The sequence below is a fragment of the Pseudomonas sp. MF09156 genome, assembly GCF_059862305.1.
This window is the reverse complement of sequence record NZ_JCBCUR010000005.1, coordinates 253,362-273,100: the sequence shown is the minus strand read 5'-3', so window position 1 is coordinate 273,100 and position 19,739 is coordinate 253,362. Positions and strand designations below refer to the sequence as shown.

Below are 19,739 nucleotides of genomic sequence, written 5' to 3'. Positions count from 1 at the left end.
TGTACGTGACTTGAATCAATTGACAGGATGAGTATGGACGGTTTTTCAGGGCTCGAAGGTCATTCGTCCCATGGGTTGATCAGTGTCACACCGCTGCTTTGGAAGTCGGTGACATTGCGGGTGACCACGGTCAGGCCATGAACCAGAGCGGTTGCGGCGATAAGCGCATCACTTTCGTTGGCACAATCGGGCACATGCAAGCTGGCGCAGCGCAATGCCACGGCAGCGTCAATTGGCAGGATTCTGGCATCGAAGGCCGGCATGACGTGGCGTTTGAGCCAGGTGCGCAAGACCTTGCCCTGCGCGGGGTCACGGCGCTCCATTCGCAGCACCCCCGTCTCCAGTTCCTTCAAGGTAATCGCCGAAATATACATGCGCGGTGCGGCGACGGTTCTGGCCCAGGCCACCACATTTTTGTCGGCTTGGGGTTTGCGTAACTCGGAAATGACGTTGGTATCGAGCAGATACATCAGGAGAGGTCCACGGGTCGGTGTGTAATCACGGCACGCTCGGTTTCAAACTCGATATCCGCCGCTTCGGGCATCACCAACAGGTCAACGATATCGGCGTTGATACCTGTCAATTTTTGGTAGTCCTCAATACTTAGCAGTACATGGGCAGGCTTGCCTCGATCGGTAATAAAAACCGGTCCTTGGCGCGCGGCTTTTTTGGCACCGCTTGTGTCCTGGTTGAATTCGCGGCTGGAGATTGTCGTGATAGTCATGGGGCGCCTCCCAGCGGGATGGGTGAATGTAGTTACGTTACTACTACGCAGTTGCAAGCCACAAGCTTGAAGCTACAAACGGTCGATAGGCTTCACCAGAACCAAAAAAGCCCCGCCAGCATGCGCTGTACGGGGCTTTTTATCGGGGCTTGCAGCTTACTTCTGCTCTTGCTGCTCTTTGTGCGACAGGCTGTAAACATACGCTGCCAGCAAGTGCACCTTGTCGTTACCTTGCAGTTGCTCTTGCGCAGGCATCTGACCCTGGCGGCCGTAACGGATGGTCTGCTGCAGTTGGGCGAAGCTGGAGCCGTAGATGAACGCGCCCGGGTGGGTCAGGTCGGGTGCGCCCATTGCTGGCGTACCCTTGCCGGCCGGTCCGTGGCAGGCCACGCAGTTGGCGGCGAAGAGTTTCTCGCCGTTGGCCACGTCGGCCTTGGCGCCTTCCGGCAGCTTGCGGCCATCGAGGTTGGTCAGCACGAAGCCGGCCACATCAGCCACGCCTTGTTCGCCGATGACTTCAGCCCAGCCCGGCATCACTGCATGGCGGCCGCCCATGATGGTGGCCTTGATGGTTTCCGGCTCGCCGCCCCAGCGCCAGTCGGCGTCGGTCAGGTTGGGAAAGCCGTAGGCACCTTTGGCGTCGGAACCGTGGCAGACCGAGCAGTTGGAGGCGAACAGGCGGCCTCCCATCTTCAGGGCTTGCGGGTCCTTGGCCACTTCTTCAATAGGCATGGCCGCGAATTTGGCGAAGATCGGCCCGAACTTGGCGTCCGAGCGCGCCATTTCCTTTTCCCACTCGTGCACGCCAGTCCAGCCGCTCTGGCCGTTGGCGAATGGGGTTTGCTTGTCGTTATCGAGGTAGGCATAGCCCGGCAGCAGGCCTTTCCAGTTGCCCAGGCCCGGGTACAGCACCAGGTAGCCCAGGGCAAACACGATGGTGCCGACGAACAACATGAACCACCACTTTGGCAGTGGGTTGTCGTATTCCTCGATGCCATCGAACGAGTGGCCAACCGTCTCGTCCGTTTGTTCGGCGCGCTGGCCCTTGCGGGTCGACAGCAGCAGCCAGGTCAGGGCAAAAATGGTACCCAGACTGAGGACTGTGACGTACAGACTCCAGAACGTAGTCATTCTTTGTTACTCCTAGAAGCTTGCTCGACGTGCTTGATGGCTTCGGGATCATCCGCAAAAGGCAGCAAGGTCGCGTCTTCAAACTCTGACTTGCGCTTGGGGCTGAACACCCACAACGCCAGGCCGATAAAGGCCACCATCACGACAACGGTGCCCAGGCCTCGAATCATCCCGATATCCATTCAGATCACCGTTTGCTTTTGATGATGGTGCCCAGGCCTTGCAGGTAGGCCACCAGCGCGTCCATTTCGGTCTTGCCCTTGACGGCTGCCTGGGCACCGGCGATGTCTTCGTCGGTGTAAGGCACGCCGAGGGTGCGCAAGACTTCCATTTTCTTGGCAGTGTCTTTGCCGTCGAGCTTGTTTTCCACGAGGAACGGGTACGCCGGCATTTTCGACTCGGGCACCACGTTGCGCGGGTTGTACAAGTGCGCACGCTGCCAGTCATCGGAGTAACGACCACCCACGCGGGCCAGGTCCGGACCGGTACGCTTGGAGCCCCACAGGAACGGGTGGTCCCACACGCTTTCGCCGGCGACCGAGTAGTGGCCATAGCGTTCGGTTTCAGCACGGAACGGGCGGATCATCTGCGAGTGGCAGCCGACACAGCCGTTGGCGATGTACACATCGCGACCTTCCAGTTCAAGGGCGGTACGTGGCTTCATGCCTTCGACCGGCTTGTTGGTCACGTCCTGGAAAAACAGCGGAACGATCTGGGTCAGGCCGCCGATACTCACGGCGATGACCATGAAGAAGGCCAGCAGGCCGATATTCTTCTCGACTACTTCATGCTTCATCAGTGAGCTCCCACGACGGCGATCTTGGTGGCGGCTTCAGCCTCTACAGGGTTGGAGGCACGCACGGTGCGCCATACGTTGTAGGCCATGAACAGCATGCCGCTGGCAAAGAACGCACCACCGAGGGCACGGACGATGAAACCAGGATGGCTGGCTTGCAGCGCTTCGACGAAGGAGTAGGTGAGGGTGCCGTCGTCGTTGATCGCACGCCACATCAGGCCCTGGGTGATGCCGTTGACCCACATCGAGGCGATGTAGAGCACGGTGCCGATGGTGGCCAGCCAGAAGTGGGTATTGATCAGGCTGGTGCTGTGCATCTGCGCCCGGCCATAGAGCTTGGGAATCATGTGATACAGCGCGCCGATGGAGATCATCGCTACCCAGCCGAGGGCGCCGGCGTGGACGTGGCCGATGGTCCAGTCGGTGTAGTGGGACAGCGAGTTGACGGTCTTGATGGCCATCATCGGCCCTTCGAAGGTCGACATGCCGTAGAACGCCAGCGATACCACCAAAAAGCGCAGGATCGGGTCGGTGCGCAGCTTATGCCAGGCGCCCGACAGGGTCATCATGCCGTTGATCATGCCGCCCCAGCTCGGAGCCAGCAGGATGATCGACATGGCCATGCCCAGGGACTGTGCCCAATCTGGCAGTGCGGTGTAGTGCAGGTGGTGCGGACCGGCCCAGATATACAGGGTAATCAGAGCCCAGAAGTGCACGATGGACAGGCGATAGGAGTAGATCGGACGCTCGGCCTGTTTCGGCACGAAGTAGTACATCATCCCCAAAAAGCCGGTGGTCAGGAAGAACCCTACGGCGTTGTGGCCGTACCACCACTGGATCATCGCATCGGTCGCACCGGCGTAGGCCGAGTAGGACTTGAAGAAACTCACCGGCAGGGACGCGTGGTTGACGATGTGCAGCATCGCCGTCACGACGATGAATGCGCCGTAGAACCAGTTGCCGACATAGATGTGCTTGGTCTTGCGCTTGACGATGGTGCCAAAGAACACAATGCCGTAGGTCACCCAGACGATCGCCAGAAGGATGGCAAGGGGCCATTCCAATTCCGCGTATTCCTTGGTGGTGGTGAAGCCCATTGGCAGGGTGATGATGGCGCCGACAATCACCGCTTGCCATCCCCAGAAGGTGAAGGCGGCGAGACCATCGGAAATCAGTCGCGTCTGGCAGGTTCGCTGCACGACATAGTAGGAAGTGGCAAACAGTGCACATCCGCCGAAGGCGAAGATCACCAGGTTGGTGTGCAGTGGGCGTAGGCGTCCAAACGTCGTCCATGGCAGGTCGAAGTTCAACTCCGGCCAGACCAGTTGCGAGGCGATGAAGACACCGAGCCCCATGCCAAGGATCCCCCAGACCACCGTCATGATGGCGAACTGGCGGACTACCTTATAGTTATAAGCAGTCGGACTGATTGCTGTGCTCATTCTAAGGTTCCACGGTTTAGGTGTTTTATTAGGATAAAAATCGGTCGCAAGTATGGAGAAAGCGAGGTGCCATTGCAACGTAACGCTGACCTGCGTCAATGCTTTACAAACCAGATTCTGCGCCCTTTCCATGTTTGGCGTAAGGACAAAATCAAAAATGAAAAGCTGACGGGTTGGACAGGAATTTTGAGGGGGCGCAGTTACTTGTAGCGAGGTATGTACAAACAAGCTGGCGGAGTGACGAATGGTCAATGGCACGACAGCCGGTAACTGCCAGCCTTTGCGCCTGTCACCCTGCTGGAGTGTCTGACTCATCGAGTGCAAGTCGAGCTGCGACCGATCAACACCGGCCCACTGTGGAAACAAGCGTAGACCCGAATGGCGAGAGGGGAAAGGTGTGCTTTAGAAGGGTGTGACAATCTGGCGCAGGGCGCAGCGGTTAGTAGCAAGCTGCAATGGGCAGGTTTGGAGCGGGGAGAGGGAGGGCTGCAAGAGCCGAGTTGAGAACTCTTCTCTTGCAGCGTGTAGCTTGAAGCTTACTTCTGCTCTTTCTGCGACAGGCTGTAGACGTAGGCCGCCAGCAAGTGGACCTTGTCGTTGCCTTGCAGGGCTTCCTGCGCCGGCATCTGGCCCTGGCGGCCGTGACGGATGGTCTGCTGCAACTGCGCAAGGCTGGTGCCGTAGATGAAACCGGCAGGCTGCGTCAGGTTTGGCGCGCCCATGGCTTCAACGCCGTGGCCTTCTGGGCCGTGGCAAGCCACGCAGGTGGTGTCGAACGCTTGCTTGCCAGCAGCCAGGTCGACCTTGCTGTCAGCCGGCAGTGGCAACTTGGCCAGGTCGTGGCGCACATAGGCCGCGACGTTTTTCACCCCGTCCTCGCCCAGCACTTCACCCCAGGCCGGCATGGCGGCGTGGCGCCCGTTCATGATGGTCAGCTTGATCGCGTCTGCCGAACCACCCCAGCGCCAGTTGTCGTCCGCCAGGTTCGGGAAGCCATAGGCGCCCTTGGCATCGGAGCCGTGGCACACCGCGCAGTTGGAGGCAAACAGGCGGCCGCCCATTTTCAACGCTTGCGGGTCCTTGGCTACTTCTTCCACGGGCATGGCTGCGAATTTGGCGAAGATCGGCCCGAACTTGGCGTCGGCCTTGGCCATTTCCTTGTCCCATTCCTTGGTCTGGGTCCAGCCGTCTTCATAGCCCGGCAACACGCCTTTCCAGTTACCCAGGCCCGGATAGAGGATCAGGTAGCCGACGGCAAACACCAGGGTGCCGGCGAACAACATGAACCACCACTGGGGCAGGGGGTTGTCGTACTCCTCAATCCCGTCGAAGGCGTGGCCCATGGTCTGGTCGACGCTGCCCTTGGTCTCGCCCTTGCGGGTGCCGAACAGCAGCCAGGTCAGGCCGATCAGGCTGCCGAGGGTCAGTACACAGATCCATGTACTCCAAAAGGTAGTCATGGCCGAATGCTCCTTGTTACAGGCTCTTCTTGAGCGTCGGATGGGGTGTCGATGGCGTCAGGCTTAGGCTCATCGGCAAATGGCAGCAGGCAGGCCTCGGCGAACTCCGGGTTGCGCTTGGAGTTGAACACCCACAGCGACAGGCCGATGAAGGCAATTGCCACCACCAGCGTGCCGAGGCCGCGGATCATTCCGGTATCCAGTTCAAAACCCATGGTTCACCTCTTGCTCTTGATTGCAGTGCCGAGCACTTGCAGGTAGGAGACCAGGGCGTCCATTTCGGTCTTGCCCTTGAGGCTGTCCACGGCCGCGGTGATGTCTGCGTCGGTGTACGGCACGCCGAGGGTGCGCATGACCTTGAGCTTGGTTTCGGTGTGGCTGCTGTCGACCTGGGCGGTGACCAGCCAAGGGTAGGCCGGCATCTTCGACTCAGGCACAACGTTGCGCGGGTTGTACAAGTGCGCGCGGTGCCAGTCGTCGGAGTAGCGCGCGCCAACGCGGGCCAGGTCCGGACCGGTACGCTTGGAACCCCACAGGAACGGGTGATCCCACACGCTTTCGCCGGCGACCGAGTAGTGGCCGTAGCGTTCGGTCTCGGCGCGGAACGGCCGGATCATCTGCGAGTGACACTGTACGCAGCCTTCGCGGATGTAGATGTCACGGCCTTCCAGTTGCAGTGCGGTGTAGGGCTTCATGCCTTCGACCGGCTTGTTGGTGACGTCCTGGAAGAACAGCGGGACGATCTGCGTCAGGCCGCCGATACTCACGGCAAGCACCATCAGCAGCATCAATAGGCCGACGTTCTTTTCAATCGTTTCGTGTTTCATCATCGACTCCTCAGGCCATCTGCGCCGCAGCGGCCACTTCGGCAGGTTGTGCCGAACGCACGGTGCGCCAAGTGTTGTAAGCCATCAGGAACATGCCGCTGAGGAAGATCGCACCGCCCACCAACCGCACGATGAAGCCTGGGTGGCTGGCCACCAGGGTTTCGACGAAGGAGTAGGTCAGGGTGCCGTCTTCGTTGACCGCACGCCACATCAGGCCTTGGGCAATGCCGTTGACCCACATCGAAGCGATGTAGAGCACGGTGCCGATGGTAGCCAGCCAGAAGTGCGCGTTGATCAGGCCGAGGCTGTACATCTGCTCGCGACCGAAGATTTTCGGGATCATGTGGTACAGCGCGCCGATGGAGATCATCGCTACCCAACCGAGGGCGCCGGCGTGGACGTGGCCGATGGTCCAGTCGGTGTAGTGGGACAGGGCGTTGACCGTCTTGATGGCCATCATCGGCCCTTCGAAGGTCGACATGCCGTAGAACGCCAGCGATACAACGAGGAAGCGCAGGATCGGGTCGCTGCGCAGCTTATGCCAGGCGCCCGAGAGGGTCATCATGCCGTTGATCATGCCGCCCCAGCTTGGCGCCAGCAGAACCAGTGACATCACCATGCCCAGGGACTGTGCCCAGTCCGGCAGCGCGGTGTAGTGCAGGTGGTGAGGACCGGCCCAGATGTACAGGGTGATCAGTGCCCAGAAGTGCACGATGGACAAGCGATAGGAGTAAACCGGACGCTCGGCCTGCTTGGGCACGAAGTAGTACATCATCCCCAAAAAGCCCGCAGTGAGGAAGAAACCTACGGCGTTGTGGCCATACCACCACTGCACCATGGCATCCGTCGCACCGCCGTACAGCGAGTAGGACTTGGTCAGGCTGACCGGGATTTCCAGGTTGTTGACGATATGCAGAATCGCCACGGTGATGATGAACGCACCGAAGAACCAGTTACCGACATAAATGTGCTTGGTGTTGCGCTTGGCCACGGTGCCGAAGAACACGATGGCGTAGGCGACCCAGACGATGGTGATCAGGATGTCGATCGGCCATTCCAGCTCGGCGTATTCCTTGGAACTGGTGTAGCCCAGTGGCAAGCTGATTGCTGCCAGCAGGATCACCAACTGCCAGCCCCAGAAGCAGAACGCGGCGACTTTCGGCGCGAACAGCTGGGTCTGGCAGGTGCGTTGCACCGCGTAGAAGGAGCTGGCAAACAGCGCGCAGCCACCAAACGCGAAAATCACCGCGTTGGTGTGCAGTGGGCGCAATCGACCGAAACTGGTCCAAGGCAGATTGAAGTTGAGTTCGGGCCATACCAACTGGGCGGCGAGAAAAACCCCGAGCCCCATGCCGACGATGCCCCACACCACCGTCATAATGGCGAATTGGCGGACCACCTTGTAGTTATAGGCGGTACTTAAAGTAGTGTTCATGGTTCCCCATCCACGGTTCAACCCAAGCAGATGCGGCACTTGGGCTGGAGTTATAGGCAGACTAAAAAGCGAGGCAAGCATGGGCAAAGAGCACAAGGCCAGTATTGACGGGGATCAATGGGCGCAGTGTGTGCGTGAACACGGGTGGTTGTGGAATGCGGCCACGAGCGTTGACGCGGGCCAATCACCGACGCTGATCCTGGCTCACGGTGCCGGCGCGCCGATGGACTCGGGCTTTATGGACGACATGGCTGTACGCCTTGCCGGGCATGGCGTGAGCGTGTTGCGCTTCGAGTTTCCCTACATGGCCCAGCGCCGTGTGGATGGCGGCAAACGCCCGCCGAACCCGGCGCCAAAACTGCTGGAATGCTGGCGCGGGGTATATGCCCAGGTGCGACGTCATGTCGCTGGGCCTTTGGCGATTGGCGGCAAGTCCATGGGCGGGCGAATGGCCAGCTTGGTGGCCGATGAATTGGCGGCTGATGCACTGGTGTGCCTGGGGTATCCGTTCTATGCGGTGGGCAAGCCAGAGAAGCCACGGGTCGAGCATCTGGCAGGGCTGAAGACCCTGACCTTGATTGTGCAGGGCGAACGCGATGCGCTGGGCAATCGGGCGGCGGTGGAGGGGTATGTATTGTCGCCGAGCATCGAGGTGATGTGGCTGGTGGCGGGGGATCACGATTTGAAGCCGTTGAAGGCTTCGGGGTTTACCCATGAGCAGCATCTGGAAGCTGCGGCGGGGAAGGTGGCTGGTTTTTTCGGCACCCGTTAGGGCCTCATCGCAGGCAAGCCAGTTCCCACATTTTGAATGTATTCACAGATCAAAATGTGGGAGCTGGCTTGCCTGCGGTAGCGATCTAGCGGTTAAACCGCTCCACCAGCGAATACTGCGTATTGGCCGTATGGGTCAGCTCTTCACTCAACTGCGCCGAATTCAACGCCTGCTCCGAAGTCTGGTCCGCCAGCAGCGCAATGGTGCTGATATTGCGGCTGATCTCTTCGGCGACCGAGCTTTGCTCCTCGGTCGCGGCGGCGATCTGGGTGGTCATGTCGGTAATGTGCGCCACCGCCTCGCTGATCCCCACCAGCGCCGCGTCCGCTTCCATCACTCGCGCCACGCCTTCTTCGGCCTGGCGATGCCCGGCATCCATGGTCTGCACGGCGGTGCTGGCGGTCTGTTGCAACTTGGCGATCAGGGCATGGATCTGCCCGGTGGATTCGCTGGTACGTTGCGCCAGTTGCCGCACTTCATCGGCCACCACCGCAAACCCGCGGCCCATTTCACCGGCGCGCGCCGCTTCGATGGCGGCGTTCAGGGCCAGCAGGTTGGTCTGGTCGGCAATGCCCTTGATCACATCCACCACGCCGCCGATCTCGTCGCTGTCCTTGGCCAGTTGGGTCACGGTCACGCCGGTTTCCCCAACCACCACTGACAGGCGCTGGATGGCTTCGCGGGTTTCGCCCGCGATATCACGCCCGCGCCCAGTCAGGCGATTGGCCTCCTGGGTGGCGTCAGCCGTACGTTGTACATGGCTGGCGACTTCCTGGGTGGTGGCGGCCATCTGGTTGACGGCGGTGGCTACCTGCTCGGTCTCCACGCGCTGGCGTTCCAGGCCGGTCGAGCTGTTGTGGGCCAGGGTGTTGGACTGACGCGCCTGGTCGTTGAGGTGTTCGGCGGTGTCCTGCAAGCGGGTCAGGCAGGTCTTCAGGCGGGCTTCCTGGCTGAGGATCGACATCTCCAGGCGTGCTTGCGCGCCACGGCTGTCGGTGTACATCTGCGCGATCAGCGGGTCGGAGGTGGTCTGTTCGGCCAGGCGCAACAGGCGCTTGAGACCGCGCTGCTGCCAGCTCAGGCCGAGCAGGCCCAGCGGCACCGACAGTGCGGCGGCCAGGGCAAAACCCCAGTGGGAGTTGAACCAGATGCCGATCAGGAAGCTCAACTGGCTGACCAGGATAAACGGCAGCCAGTCCTGCAACACCGGCAGCCATTTATCACTGCGCGGGATGGCCGACTTGCCCTGGTTGATCCGCTGGTACAGCGCTTCGGCACGGCGGATCTGCTCGGCGGTCGGCTTGACCCGTACCGACTCGTAGCCGATCACCTGTTCGCCGTCGAACACCGGGGTCACATAGGCGTTGACCCAGTAGTGATCGCCGGTCTTGCAGCGGTTCTTGACGATGCCCATCCATGGCAAGCCTTGTTTGAGCGTCGCCCACATATGCGCGAACACCGCGGCCGGCACATCCGGGTGACGTACCAGGTTGTGCGGGGCGCGCATCAGTTCATCCCGGGAAAACCCACTGATTTCGACGAACGCGTCGTTGCAGTAAGTGATCACGCCTTTGGCATCGGTCGTGGAGATCAACCGTTGTTGAGCGGGGAAGGTACGTTCGCGCTGGGTAACGGGTTGGTTATTACGCATGATTGATCAATCCGCAAGGCTTTGACAGGTTGTCGGCCCCGGCGGGCTTTTATTTAACTTATTTTTGCAATAATCGGCGGGCGCTTATCGGGTGCTCAGGATGTCGATCGCCATGTGTTGCTGGATGGTCGTGCGCGCGTAATCGCGAATGAATGCCGAACGGTCGGTGGGTTCGAGCCTGAGTCGAGCCAGGGCGGCGATGGCGGACTCCAGGTCTGCGGGGGCAAACACTGCGGTGTTGGCGATATGGGTGGTGGCGAAGTGTTTTGAGTAACCATCCAGGCCCGCCAGGATCGGCTTGCCGGTGGCGGCGTACTCGAACAATTTTGAGGGTATGACTTTGAGGAATGCCTTGAACGTGTTCAGGTGCAAAAACAGCACATCGGCCTGGCGATAGTGATTGATGAGCTGGGCGCGGGGCATGGGGGCAATCAGCTCGACATTGGTGATGTGCAGGCGTTGCAGCTCATCGCGCAATTTGTGCAGTGTGCCGCCATGGCCAATCACATAAAAGCTGGCACGGTCGGTCAACCGTTGCGCCAGTTGCGGGATGATTTTCTCCAGGCCCTGGCCGGCGCCGATGTTGCCGGCATACACGATTTTCAATCGGTCGGCAGGTGCGCAGGGTATGCCTTGGGAGAGCGCTGACTGGAAAAACAGATCGTCAATGCCATTGGTAAAGGTGGCAAACCTCTTGTGCGGATAGCGCGCGACGAAGTAACCGAGAAACCCCGGTGACACCAGGTTGATCCGCGAGGCCTGGTTGATCGTCAGTCGCTCGACCACGGCAAACAGCCGGGCGAGGATGTTGCCGCGCAGGCCAGGGAAAAGCTCGGGCAGCACATCGACGAAAATATCGCGGATATCCAGATAGAGCGGGGTCTTGCGTGCCCGGGCAATAGAGGCCGCCAGCGCGGCGGTCATCAGCCGGGAGGAGGAGGCAAGGATCAAGTCGTACTCCTTGCCTTTTATCGCCTTGCGTACGCCATGGGCATAGGCCGCAAACCCCCTTGCCTGATCGCGGAAGTTGTTGGGGGCCCTGGGCAGGGCTATGCGCGTAATACAAAGCCCCGGTCGTTGTGGGCCATCGCTGCCTGCCACGTAAGAGGCGGCATAGCGGTTGGGACAAGTGGTGAGCAAGTCGATCTGCGCCTCGCCGCCAGGGCGTGCGAGCAGGGCCTCGACCATCGCTTCGACCCGAAATGCTGCCAGGTCAGGTGGGTAGTAGTAGCTCAACAACAGGATACGCATCGTCATGGATGCACCTGGCCCATGCCCGTCAACCGGTAGTACAGCGTTACCAGCTCTGGCTCCTGCTGTTCCCAGTTCAGGTACCTGGCGGCAATTCGTGTGTTGCCGGCATACCTGCGGCGTAGCACAGGGTCATCCAGCAAATGCCTGAGAGCCGCGCGCAATTGCAGGTCGTCACCGGCCGGTACCAGCAACCCGATGTCATGGGCTTTGACAATCCGGCGAATCTCCGGGAAGTCCGTGGCTATTAACGGCAGCCCGGCGATCACGTACTCGAACAGCTTGTTGGAGTCGGTGGTGAAGTGGTTCAGGCAGGTGTGTTCGATGGGTTGCACGCCAATATCGGCTGATGCGGTGTAGCTGGGCAGATCCGCCAGGGGCACCACGGGGATAAAATGCACGCGCTCGGCCAGGCCCAGTTCATCGCGCAATGCCAGCAGCGGCCCGCACAGATTTCCGCCCCCAATCAACACGAAATAGGCATCCCGTACGCTTGCCGCTACCCGCAGCAGGCGCTCCAGCCCGCGTCCCTGCTGCAATCCGCCCTGATAGACGATGATCGGCCAGGGCTGCACCAGCCCCAGTTCATGGCGGATCCGTTGTGTTGGCGGGCTGCTGCTCAACCGTGGCCGATTCTGCAGCACCAGCGGGCGGGCAATGGCGTAAGCGCGGGCAAAGAACTTCGCCCGCGTCTCGGTGGTGGTGATGTTGCCGTCAGTCCTGGGCATCAGCGTGCGCTCGACCCGCGCCACCCACTGGCGATAGCGCCCGTAACCTTCGCGGCTGGTGCTGATTTCGTGGGCGTCATACACCAGCTTGGCCCCGCTGAGCCGGGCGGCGAGCCAGGCGCTGGGCAGGGTATTGACGTCATGGGCGTGGATCACCGTTGCGCGATGCCAGGCGATACGGGTCACCAGGCCGATATGTGTCCATACCCGCGCAAGTACGCGCAGCACTGACATTGGCTTGCCAGTCGCCGACGCGCCCCTCGATTGTTGCGCCTTGGCGCTGCGCCACCGCCATAACGGACGCCGCGCGACCCGTATCACCTGAGTGCCATCCGCGAGGGTTTCTTTTTGGCAGGTTATACCTGGGGTATGCAGGGCAAACACCGTGACTTGATAGCCCGCCGACTGAAGTGTCTGGGCCTGTTTCAACACGCGGGCGTCGTTGCGAAATTCGTTCCATACGAGCATGGCAATACGAGTCACGGGAACCCACTCCTGTTCGGCACGTTGGCAATCAATAGGCGAAGAACAGCGCATTGATTTTCTGTTGATGGTTTTTCAGGTAGATAGCGTCCTCAATCATCGACTTGAGCCGGGCAAGGCTTTGCCGGACCAGAATCAATGAAATGAGCGCGATAGAGATGGGGGCAGGTGTCATGTACAGAAAGTCCATGACCATGAAGGCAAATGTCCCCAGGAACCCCAGGGACGAAAGTGCATTGAGCAACGCATGATGGTGGCGCTGCACAATTGAACGTATGCGGTGTTTACGGTTGTATAAAACGATGATCAGTGTCGTGACCCCCGCAATATAGGCCAGGGCAATGGTCAGCAGCGCCGGGTAGATGTAAAGCAATAGGCTCAGGGCAATGGTCACAAAACTGGCCGCAGACAAGCCTCGGGTGAGCCTGGAGAACGCCAATACTGCCAGAGGTCGCTGGTTACCCAGACTGTTGGACTTCTGGTTGTGGTTCATTAGTTGGTAGGCGCCCGTTCTCGAATAACGTGACGCGATAACTTCCGACAGCAAATAGAGGCCATAAAACACAGCGGTCAATAAACTGAGGCCAATAATCAGCCAGGGTTTGCTGAACGACTTGAATGCCTGCGGCAAATATTCGGGAATTGACTCGGAGCCCAGCAGGATGAGGATTTTCAGCGGTAACAGGAACGTTACGATCAATAGGCCTTGCGCGCAAAAATGTGCGGTATGGGCGGTGAAAGTTGCGGTCGGAGTGACTCGTATGAATTTACGAGCCAATGACATGCACCAGCCGAGTGTCGATAGCAGGATTATCTGGAGTGTCGACTCTTTCTCGATGGTCATTTGTGTCTCGTATGAGGTTGAGTTCAGCTTTTGAAATCTGCAGCGTGTCGCTTTGCATGACCACGCGTTGTCTGGCGCTCAGGGATTTTTCCTGGAAAGTGCAGGGGTGCAGGAACAGGGTTTCAATGGCTTCGCTCAGCTCGATGAAACTTTCCGGGGCCGCTAGAAAACCACTGTTGTCATCGACAAACTCCGGTATTGCCCCGACTCGATTGGTGATCGGTACCAGGCCCGAGGCCATTGCTTCATCACGAGAGACACCTTGGGTATCCATGCGGCTGGGGCACAGGAATACCCCATAGTGTTTGTGCAGTTCGGCGATTTCGGACTGTTTCAAGTAGCCCCTTTCAATCTGTACGTTGGGGTATTGGCGCAGGGGCGCCAATGTCTCCTCGAATAACGGCCCATCCCCGATCAGGCGAAACTGCAGTTCACTGAACCAGGGCTTTTGCGCCAGCAACTGGATGGCCTTGACGCTCAGGTCATTGGCATAGGTGCGCGATGCATAAGGGCGGATCGAGAGGATTTTCTTACGCTGTTCCGGCGGTTTTTCCTGATAGGAAAACAACTGGGTATTGATCGGGTTGTGAATGATCCGGTACTGGCTTTTTGGCAGGCGAAAGCCCAGGTCTTCCATGACCTCTTCGGCAAAGTGATGCGATACGAAGACCAACTGCAAATTGGCCGGCATGGGGTTTAGCAGCTTGCGCCAGAAGCCCATGCGCCGCTCGCTTTCGAGCTTGCCCAGTTGCCGTTGCGCATCGCTGCCATAGTTGTGCGCCCGACGCCACCATGGCTGGATTTCGGAACCGTGCACCCAGACGATGGTGGGGATGGCGTGCAGGCGCAGGACTTCCCACATCTGCGGGTCCAGAAAATGCACCAGCACCGATTGATAACACCTTGACCCAAGCATGTTGGCCAGGGCTGCCTGGGAGCCAGTGATGACATCGACGTTTTCAAATTCTTGATAGCTGACCGGCTCATTTGCGCGCAGGCGAAACACATCCACCGGCAAGCCTTGTGCTTGATAGGCGCTCACACGGGTGTGCAAAAAGCCGTTGCGGTACAGATCGTCATAGGCCGGGTAGTGGTTGGTCAGCAGTAGGTGCCCGGCCTTGGCGAGCAGTGTGGATGGCTGGATATCACGATGGCCGAGGACCAGTTCCTTAATCGTGGAACTGCCGCTTGCGTAAGCACGGATTCCCAGGCGCACGTAGGCGGTTTCGGGAGGGACCTCGCAGCTCTGGTTGCGATTGGCCGTTTGCAGCAGATGGCTGATGCGTTGTTTCTGTGCATCCAGGAACAGGACGACCAACTGAATGTTCAAGCCTGGGGTGGCGTCGAGGAACAGTTGCAGAGGCGCGTCGGTTGCCAGTTGGGCCACGGGCAGTTCCTGCCTGGCGTAATGGTACTCGTGCCTACCGTCCGCCAGGGATGAGGAGATATGCCAGGTATCGGCATCGACCTTGGTTTGCAGGAACTTGCTGGCGATAGGGGCAAACAGTTTCGCCAGGGCTGCACCACTGATGTACGGCGTACTGGCGCTCGCTTGCAGCGGGGGAATGGTTTCGGCGTGCCGTTGCAGGGTGGCGAGGCTCACACCGCTATCCACCGCAAGATCATCCACCATGGCGCTGACCTGCTGCGGGTGGGTGCCCGCCGCGTTTTTGCAGTAGTTGAAGACGTCGCTCGCCAGGGCCTTCGGGTTGCGGTACTCAAGGGAGGGCAGGGCGTGGAGCCAGTCGCCAACCGTTTGGCTGGCCAGCAATGAGGGCTTGATCAGCGCGCAACGGGCGGCGATGGCGCTGGCGCAGCGGTAGTCCTGCCCGGCATTGTGCAGGTGGATGCCATGCTCATCGGCTACGTAGTGCGCCGCCTTGCCGATCACGTTGGCCTGGCTGTAGCGCGTGGCCAGGGCCAGGTCGAGCAGGTAGTGGGGGCCGTAGTAGTCCTGCGCGACCATCGCGCCAACCCAGGCGGCGCCGTTGGCCAGTTCAGCCACGGTAACGGCGTTCAATTGCGTGCGGCTGATCAGGTGTAATCGCGGGTCTGTTGCGGTTACGCCCGTGTTCACCACGACCTTCATGATGATATTGCTGTAGCGCTGGCGCTGCAGGTGCCGGGTCAGTGCCAGCAGCTCGGCATTGTTGAGCGCATTGGCGATGATGCAAATCTTGGGCAAGGGATCGTCTTGGGGCGTGCCGCTGACTTTGGCCATGACATAGCGCAAGCGATGGGCGTAGGTATGTTCCTGCATCACTTTGCGCAAGCCGGCCAGGCGCAGTCTGGCGCTATGTTGCGGGTTATCCGCCAGCGCCTTGAGCCGGTTGAGCATGTGCGCACTGTTGTCGGTGGTAATTACCAGATCACCCAGCAATACGCGCAGGCCGCGGGAAAAATTGCTGACAGTCAGGGTGTTGGAGCCCAGCAGCTCGAAGACGCGCCGCGCGAACATGGACTGGGATTGCTTGATCGAGTTGAGGTTGACCCCGTAGCGATAGCCTTTGTAGGCCAGGTCCATGTGTGCAGGGCTCAACGTGCCGACGATGTAGGGTTGATATTCGGCGGGGAACTGATAGTTGGCGTCTTGTTTGCCGAAGTTGCGATCAAAGATCTCCAAGGGGCGCAAGCGTGGCAGTTCGCTGATGAGATTGACCAGGTCACGGGTCCGTTCGGGATAACGGACGTAGTAGGCACCGGCAAAGCAGAACCCGTCCTTGCGTTCATACAGCTCAATCGGGTTGTGCACCACGGGCTGGCAGGCAAAGGGCAGCAGGTAGACACGCTCGTGACCCAATGCGCCTTTATAGCGCTGAATGCAGTCGATATCGGTGGTGAATACAAAGTCCAATTGCTTGGCCGTGTTGAGGAAGGTTTCGTAGTGCACGGGGTCTTCCTTGTTCCAGAACACCGTGGGCACGCCGTGCTCCTTGCACCACTGCAAGGTGCCCCGCAGTTCCTCGCAGTTGTGCCCCACTTTGTTATGCCACAAGTCATCCTTGCCGCGCCAAGCCGACTCGATAAACAGAAGCTCGGGTTGGAACGCTTCAAGTTCTGCCAGGTAGTGGGCCGGGGTCAGTTGCAGCAACTGGCATTCGTGGCGGTAGGCATCGTAGGTAAACGGGTCCATCACGCAGGCCACTCTCAGTGGCTGGGCATTGTCCTGGGCGCCTGGCAACAGGTGGTCGTGGATGTAGTCGGCCTCTGCCAGCGGACGGGGCCGGGATGTCGCTGTAACCGGTGCCGTGGCTGGCAGCGGCTGTCGTGGGTGCTCAGCGCTTGCTTGCTGGGTGTTCGGACGGCTCCTGCGGGCCTGGCGGTACAGCCTGAACAAGGTCGCTGGCAGGCGCAGCAATGCGCCCAGCGAGCGGGTGCCGGCCTTCAATTGATAACCCAATTGATAGGTGAGGCTGGCGCGCGTCTTGATCAGCCGCTGTTCTGCCAGATGGCGCTTGGCATTGGCACTGTGCAGGTTGTCATTGAGCGTGGCGATCTGCTCACGGGCTTGGCTGAGGGCAGCCTGCAGCTGTTCGCTGGTAGCGCGTTGCTCCTCCAGGTCGTGGCGCACTTGCTTGTGTGCGGCGCGTTCCATCGCATTCATTATCGGTACCTCTCAGGCTGCCAGCACGCCGGCAGCATCAATCACCAGAAGGCCATCGCGCAGGGCGGGCATCGAGACGAACTCGCGGTGCCTGACCAGCAACACATGAATCTGTGCGCGCTCGAGGGCGTCGACGGTGTCGGTCAGCGAGTGCATGGCCATGTCGGCGGGCAGCGCCTCGATGTTGGGCTCCACCAGCAGCAGCTTGACCCCCAGTTCCTGGCCCAGTTGCCGGGCGATACTCAAGGCCGGGCTTTCACGCAAATCATCGATATCGGCCTTGAATGCCAGGCCATAGCAGGCAATGCGCACGCTGCCGGCCTGCAGGTCGGTACGCTTGAGCAGCAGGGATGCCAGCGCCAGCTTGACCTGCTGGATCACCCACTGCGGCTTATGCTCATTGACCTCCCGCGCCGTGCGGATCAAGCGCGCCAGGTCCGGGCTCTTGCTGACGATGAACCACGGGTCGACGGCAATGCAGTGCCCGCCCACACCCGGCCCTGGCTGGAGGATGTTCACCCGTGGGTGATGGTTGGCCAGGCGAATCAGCTCCCAGGGGTTGATCTTCAACTGTGCGCAGATCATTGAAAGCTCATTGGCAAAGGCGATATTGACGTCGCGAAAGCTGTTTTCCGTGAGCTTGCACATCTCTGCCGTGCGTGCGTCGGTCTCGATGCATTGGCCTTTGACGAATGTCCGGTACAACTGGGTGGCGGCCGCCGAGCACGCCGGCGTCAGGCCGCCGATGATCCGGTCATTGCTCACCAGCTCGCGCAGTACATGGCCCGGCAACACACGCTCCGGGCAGTGGGCAACGCGGATATCACTGGCTTGGCCGTGGGTCGCCGGGAAGGTCAGGTCGGGTCGTGCCCGGGCGAGCCACTGGGCCATGCGCTCGGTAGTGCCCACTGGTGAGGTGGATTCGAGGACGACCAGGTCGTGTTTTTTCAGCACCGGAGCCAGGGCTTCGATAGCGGCCCGGATGTAGCTCAGGTCAGGTTCATGGTTGCCCGTGAACGGCGTGGGAACGGCGATCAGGAACGCCTCGGCAGGCTCCACCGTAGTGGTTGCCCGTAGGTAGCCTTGGGTGATCACCCCGTGGACCAGCAGCTCCAGCTCGGGCTCGACAATATGCACGGCTCCGCGATTGATGATGTCCACGGTGCGCTGGTTGATATCCACGCCGATCACCTGCTTTTTGCGCGAGGCAAAAATGGCCGCGGTGGGCAGGCCAATGTAGCCCAGGCCCATGACGCAAATCTTCTCGACATTCATGCAGCGGCCTCGCTTTTTTGCGGCAGGTCCAGCAACGCAGCCCGGATACGCACGCAAGCATTCCCGTCGCCATAAGGGTTATGGGCGATGCTCATTTGCCGATAGGCGGCCTCGTTCTCCAGCAACTGGTTAAGGTGGTGGGTGATGCAACTGACCTCGGTGCCGACCAGCCTGACGGTGCCTGCCGCCACAGCCTCGGGGCGCTCGGTGGTATCGCGCATCACCAGTACCGGCTTGCCCAGGGCGGGCGCTTCCTCCTGGATGCCGCCCGAGTCGGTGAGAATCAGGTAGGCGCGGGTCATCAGGTACACGAAGGGCAGGTAATCCTGCGGGGCGATCAGGTACACATTGTCGATCCCGGCCAACAGGCGTTTTACCGGCTTCTGCACATTGGGGTTCAGGTGCATCGGGTAAACAAAGGCCACCTCTGGAAAGCACCGGGCGCTGTCTGCCAGGGCCTGGCAGATACGCTCCAGACCCTCGCCAAAGTTTTCCCGGCGATGCCCGGTTACCAGCACCATGCGTTGCCCCTTGGGCAGGAACGAAAACTGTCGATCAAGCCGGGCGCGCATCGGCATCAGCTTCTCTACCACGCTGAGCAGCGCATCAATCACGGTATTGCCCGTGACATGGATCCTGTCCGGGGCCACGCCTTCCTTGAGCAGGTTTTGCCGGGAGGTTTGCGTGGGGGCAAAGTGCAGCGTCGCCAGGCTGCCGGTCAGGCGTCGATTGCCTTCCTCCGGCCAGGGTGAATACAGGTCGTTGGTACGCAGCCCGGCCTCAATGTGGGCAATCGGGATCTGCCGGTAATAGGCCGCCAGGCTGGCAGCGAAGGTGGTAGCGGTGTCGCCATGGACCAGGATCACATCCGGCTTGAAGTCATCCAGCACTGCCTGGAGTCCCTGGATGATGGCCGTGGTCACATCTGTCAGGTTTTGCCCGGCTTTCATGATGTTCAGGTCATAGTCCGGCACCAGTTCAAACAGCTCGAGAACTTGATCCAGCATCTCGCGGTGCTGCGCGGTGACGCAGACTCTCGAGTCGAAATGGGCATCGCTTGCCAGTTGGATCGCCAGCGGTGCCATTTTAATGGCCTCCGGGCGAGTGCCGAAGATGGACAGGGTCTTGAGAGGCATGGGCGTGGGTTCTTATTGGATGCCTGACACACAGGCGTGGGTTGCCTCATCGCAACCCCGGCAATTGAAACGCTGCTGGTTGGGTGAGTACGAAAGCTCCTAGGCATTCTGCCGAACGGGGGGAGGGGCGACCACTGACCGTCCGGCTAGGTTTTATCGAGCGCCGAACACACAAAAGCC

At 60.1% G+C, this 19,739-nt stretch carries 18 protein-coding genes; 1 reads left to right on the top strand and 17 read right to left on the bottom strand.

Annotated features, from left to right (window positions below):
- Positions 1-59: 59 nt before the first annotated feature.
- From AC19YY_RS15180 to ccoN (AC19YY_RS15135), 10 genes are all read right to left on the bottom strand, one after another.
- Positions 60-470 (bottom strand): type II toxin-antitoxin system VapC family toxin, encoded by a 411-nt coding sequence (locus AC19YY_RS15180; protein ID WP_169954206.1) that lies wholly within the window; start codon positions 468-470, stop codon positions 60-62.
- On the bottom strand, positions 470-724 hold the full coding sequence (locus AC19YY_RS15175; protein WP_169954205.1) for a type II toxin-antitoxin system Phd/YefM family antitoxin: 255 nt from the start codon (positions 722-724) through the stop codon (positions 470-472). The genes AC19YY_RS15180 and AC19YY_RS15175 overlap by 1 nt, the downstream gene beginning before the upstream one ends.
- 156 nt (positions 725-880) lie before the next feature.
- A complete protein-coding gene (ccoP, locus tag AC19YY_RS15170; protein WP_169954204.1) occupies positions 881-1,855 on the bottom strand; it encodes a cytochrome-c oxidase, cbb3-type subunit III in 975 nt (324 codons plus the stop codon).
- Positions 1,852-2,037 carry a CcoQ/FixQ family Cbb3-type cytochrome c oxidase assembly chaperone gene (locus AC19YY_RS15165; protein WP_003175465.1) on the bottom strand — a complete coding sequence of 62 codons (186 nt, stop codon included), beginning with the start codon at positions 2,035-2,037 and terminating at the stop codon, positions 1,852-1,854. The genes ccoP (AC19YY_RS15170) and AC19YY_RS15165 overlap by 4 nt, the downstream gene beginning before the upstream one ends.
- A 5-nt stretch (positions 2,038-2,042) precedes the next feature.
- Positions 2,043-2,651, bottom strand: a complete 609-nt coding sequence (gene ccoO, locus AC19YY_RS15160; protein ID WP_029300047.1) for a cytochrome-c oxidase, cbb3-type subunit II — start codon at positions 2,649-2,651, stop codon at positions 2,043-2,045.
- Positions 2,651-4,093: a cytochrome-c oxidase, cbb3-type subunit I gene (gene ccoN / locus AC19YY_RS15155; RefSeq protein WP_057439486.1), complete on the bottom strand. Its 1,443-nt coding sequence runs from the start codon at positions 4,091-4,093 to the stop codon at positions 2,651-2,653. Before ccoN (AC19YY_RS15155) ends, ccoO (AC19YY_RS15160) begins: the two co-directional genes overlap by 1 nt.
- Before the next feature lie 536 nt (positions 4,094-4,629).
- The gene (gene ccoP, locus AC19YY_RS15150) at positions 4,630-5,553 is read right to left on the bottom strand and encodes a cytochrome-c oxidase, cbb3-type subunit III (protein ID WP_169954203.1); all 924 of its coding nucleotides are present in this window, start codon (positions 5,551-5,553) and stop codon (positions 4,630-4,632) included.
- Positions 5,550-5,768 (bottom strand): cbb3-type cytochrome oxidase subunit 3, encoded by a 219-nt coding sequence (locus AC19YY_RS15145; RefSeq protein WP_169954202.1) that lies wholly within the window; start codon positions 5,766-5,768, stop codon positions 5,550-5,552. Before AC19YY_RS15145 ends, ccoP (AC19YY_RS15150) begins: the two co-directional genes overlap by 4 nt.
- A 3-nt stretch (positions 5,769-5,771) precedes the next feature.
- Entirely contained in the window at positions 5,772-6,380 is a 609-nt protein-coding gene (gene ccoO / locus AC19YY_RS15140; protein ID WP_029300055.1) for a cytochrome-c oxidase, cbb3-type subunit II, read from the bottom strand.
- A 10-nt stretch (positions 6,381-6,390) separates the two neighbouring features.
- Complete coding sequence (gene ccoN, locus AC19YY_RS15135; RefSeq protein WP_169954201.1) at positions 6,391-7,815, bottom strand: cytochrome-c oxidase, cbb3-type subunit I; 1,425 nt, start codon at positions 7,813-7,815, stop codon at positions 6,391-6,393.
- 79 nt (positions 7,816-7,894) lie between these two features.
- Here ccoN (AC19YY_RS15135) and AC19YY_RS15130 point away from each other — a divergent pair, with 79 nt between their 5' ends.
- Positions 7,895-8,587, top strand: a complete 693-nt coding sequence (locus tag AC19YY_RS15130; RefSeq protein ID WP_500604438.1) for an alpha/beta family hydrolase — start codon at positions 7,895-7,897, stop codon at positions 8,585-8,587.
- An 85-nt stretch (positions 8,588-8,672) separates the two neighbouring features.
- Here the strand turns inward: AC19YY_RS15130 and AC19YY_RS15125 are convergent, their stop codons facing one another.
- The 7 genes from AC19YY_RS15125 to wecB form a co-directional block, all read right to left on the bottom strand.
- The gene (locus tag AC19YY_RS15125) at positions 8,673-10,238 is read right to left on the bottom strand and encodes a methyl-accepting chemotaxis protein (protein WP_038442232.1); all 1,566 of its coding nucleotides are present in this window, start codon (positions 10,236-10,238) and stop codon (positions 8,673-8,675) included.
- An 84-nt stretch (positions 10,239-10,322) separates the two neighbouring features.
- Positions 10,323-11,495, bottom strand: a complete 1,173-nt coding sequence (locus tag AC19YY_RS15120) for a glycosyltransferase family 4 protein (protein WP_500604437.1) — start codon at positions 11,493-11,495, stop codon at positions 10,323-10,325.
- Positions 11,492-12,700, bottom strand: coding sequence for a glycosyltransferase family 4 protein (locus AC19YY_RS15115; protein WP_500604436.1), 1,209 nt, complete (start codon positions 12,698-12,700; stop codon positions 11,492-11,494). The genes AC19YY_RS15120 and AC19YY_RS15115 overlap by 4 nt, the downstream gene beginning before the upstream one ends.
- Before the next feature lie 31 nt (positions 12,701-12,731).
- Positions 12,732-13,544 carry a hypothetical protein gene (locus tag AC19YY_RS15110; RefSeq protein WP_172313170.1) on the bottom strand — a complete coding sequence of 271 codons (813 nt, stop codon included), beginning with the start codon at positions 13,542-13,544 and terminating at the stop codon, positions 12,732-12,734.
- Entirely contained in the window at positions 13,468-17,148 is a 3,681-nt protein-coding gene (locus AC19YY_RS15105; protein ID WP_500604435.1) for a glycosyltransferase family protein, read from the bottom strand. The genes AC19YY_RS15110 and AC19YY_RS15105 overlap by 77 nt, the downstream gene beginning before the upstream one ends.
- Positions 17,149-17,160: 12 nt before the next feature.
- A complete protein-coding gene (gene wecC, locus AC19YY_RS15100) occupies positions 17,161-18,423 on the bottom strand; it encodes a UDP-N-acetyl-D-mannosamine dehydrogenase (RefSeq protein WP_500604434.1) in 1,263 nt (420 codons plus the stop codon).
- The gene (wecB, locus tag AC19YY_RS15095) at positions 18,420-19,559 is read right to left on the bottom strand and encodes a non-hydrolyzing UDP-N-acetylglucosamine 2-epimerase (protein ID WP_169954196.1); all 1,140 of its coding nucleotides are present in this window, start codon (positions 19,557-19,559) and stop codon (positions 18,420-18,422) included. The genes wecC and wecB overlap by 4 nt, the downstream gene beginning before the upstream one ends.
- Positions 19,560-19,739 lie beyond the last annotated feature (180 nt).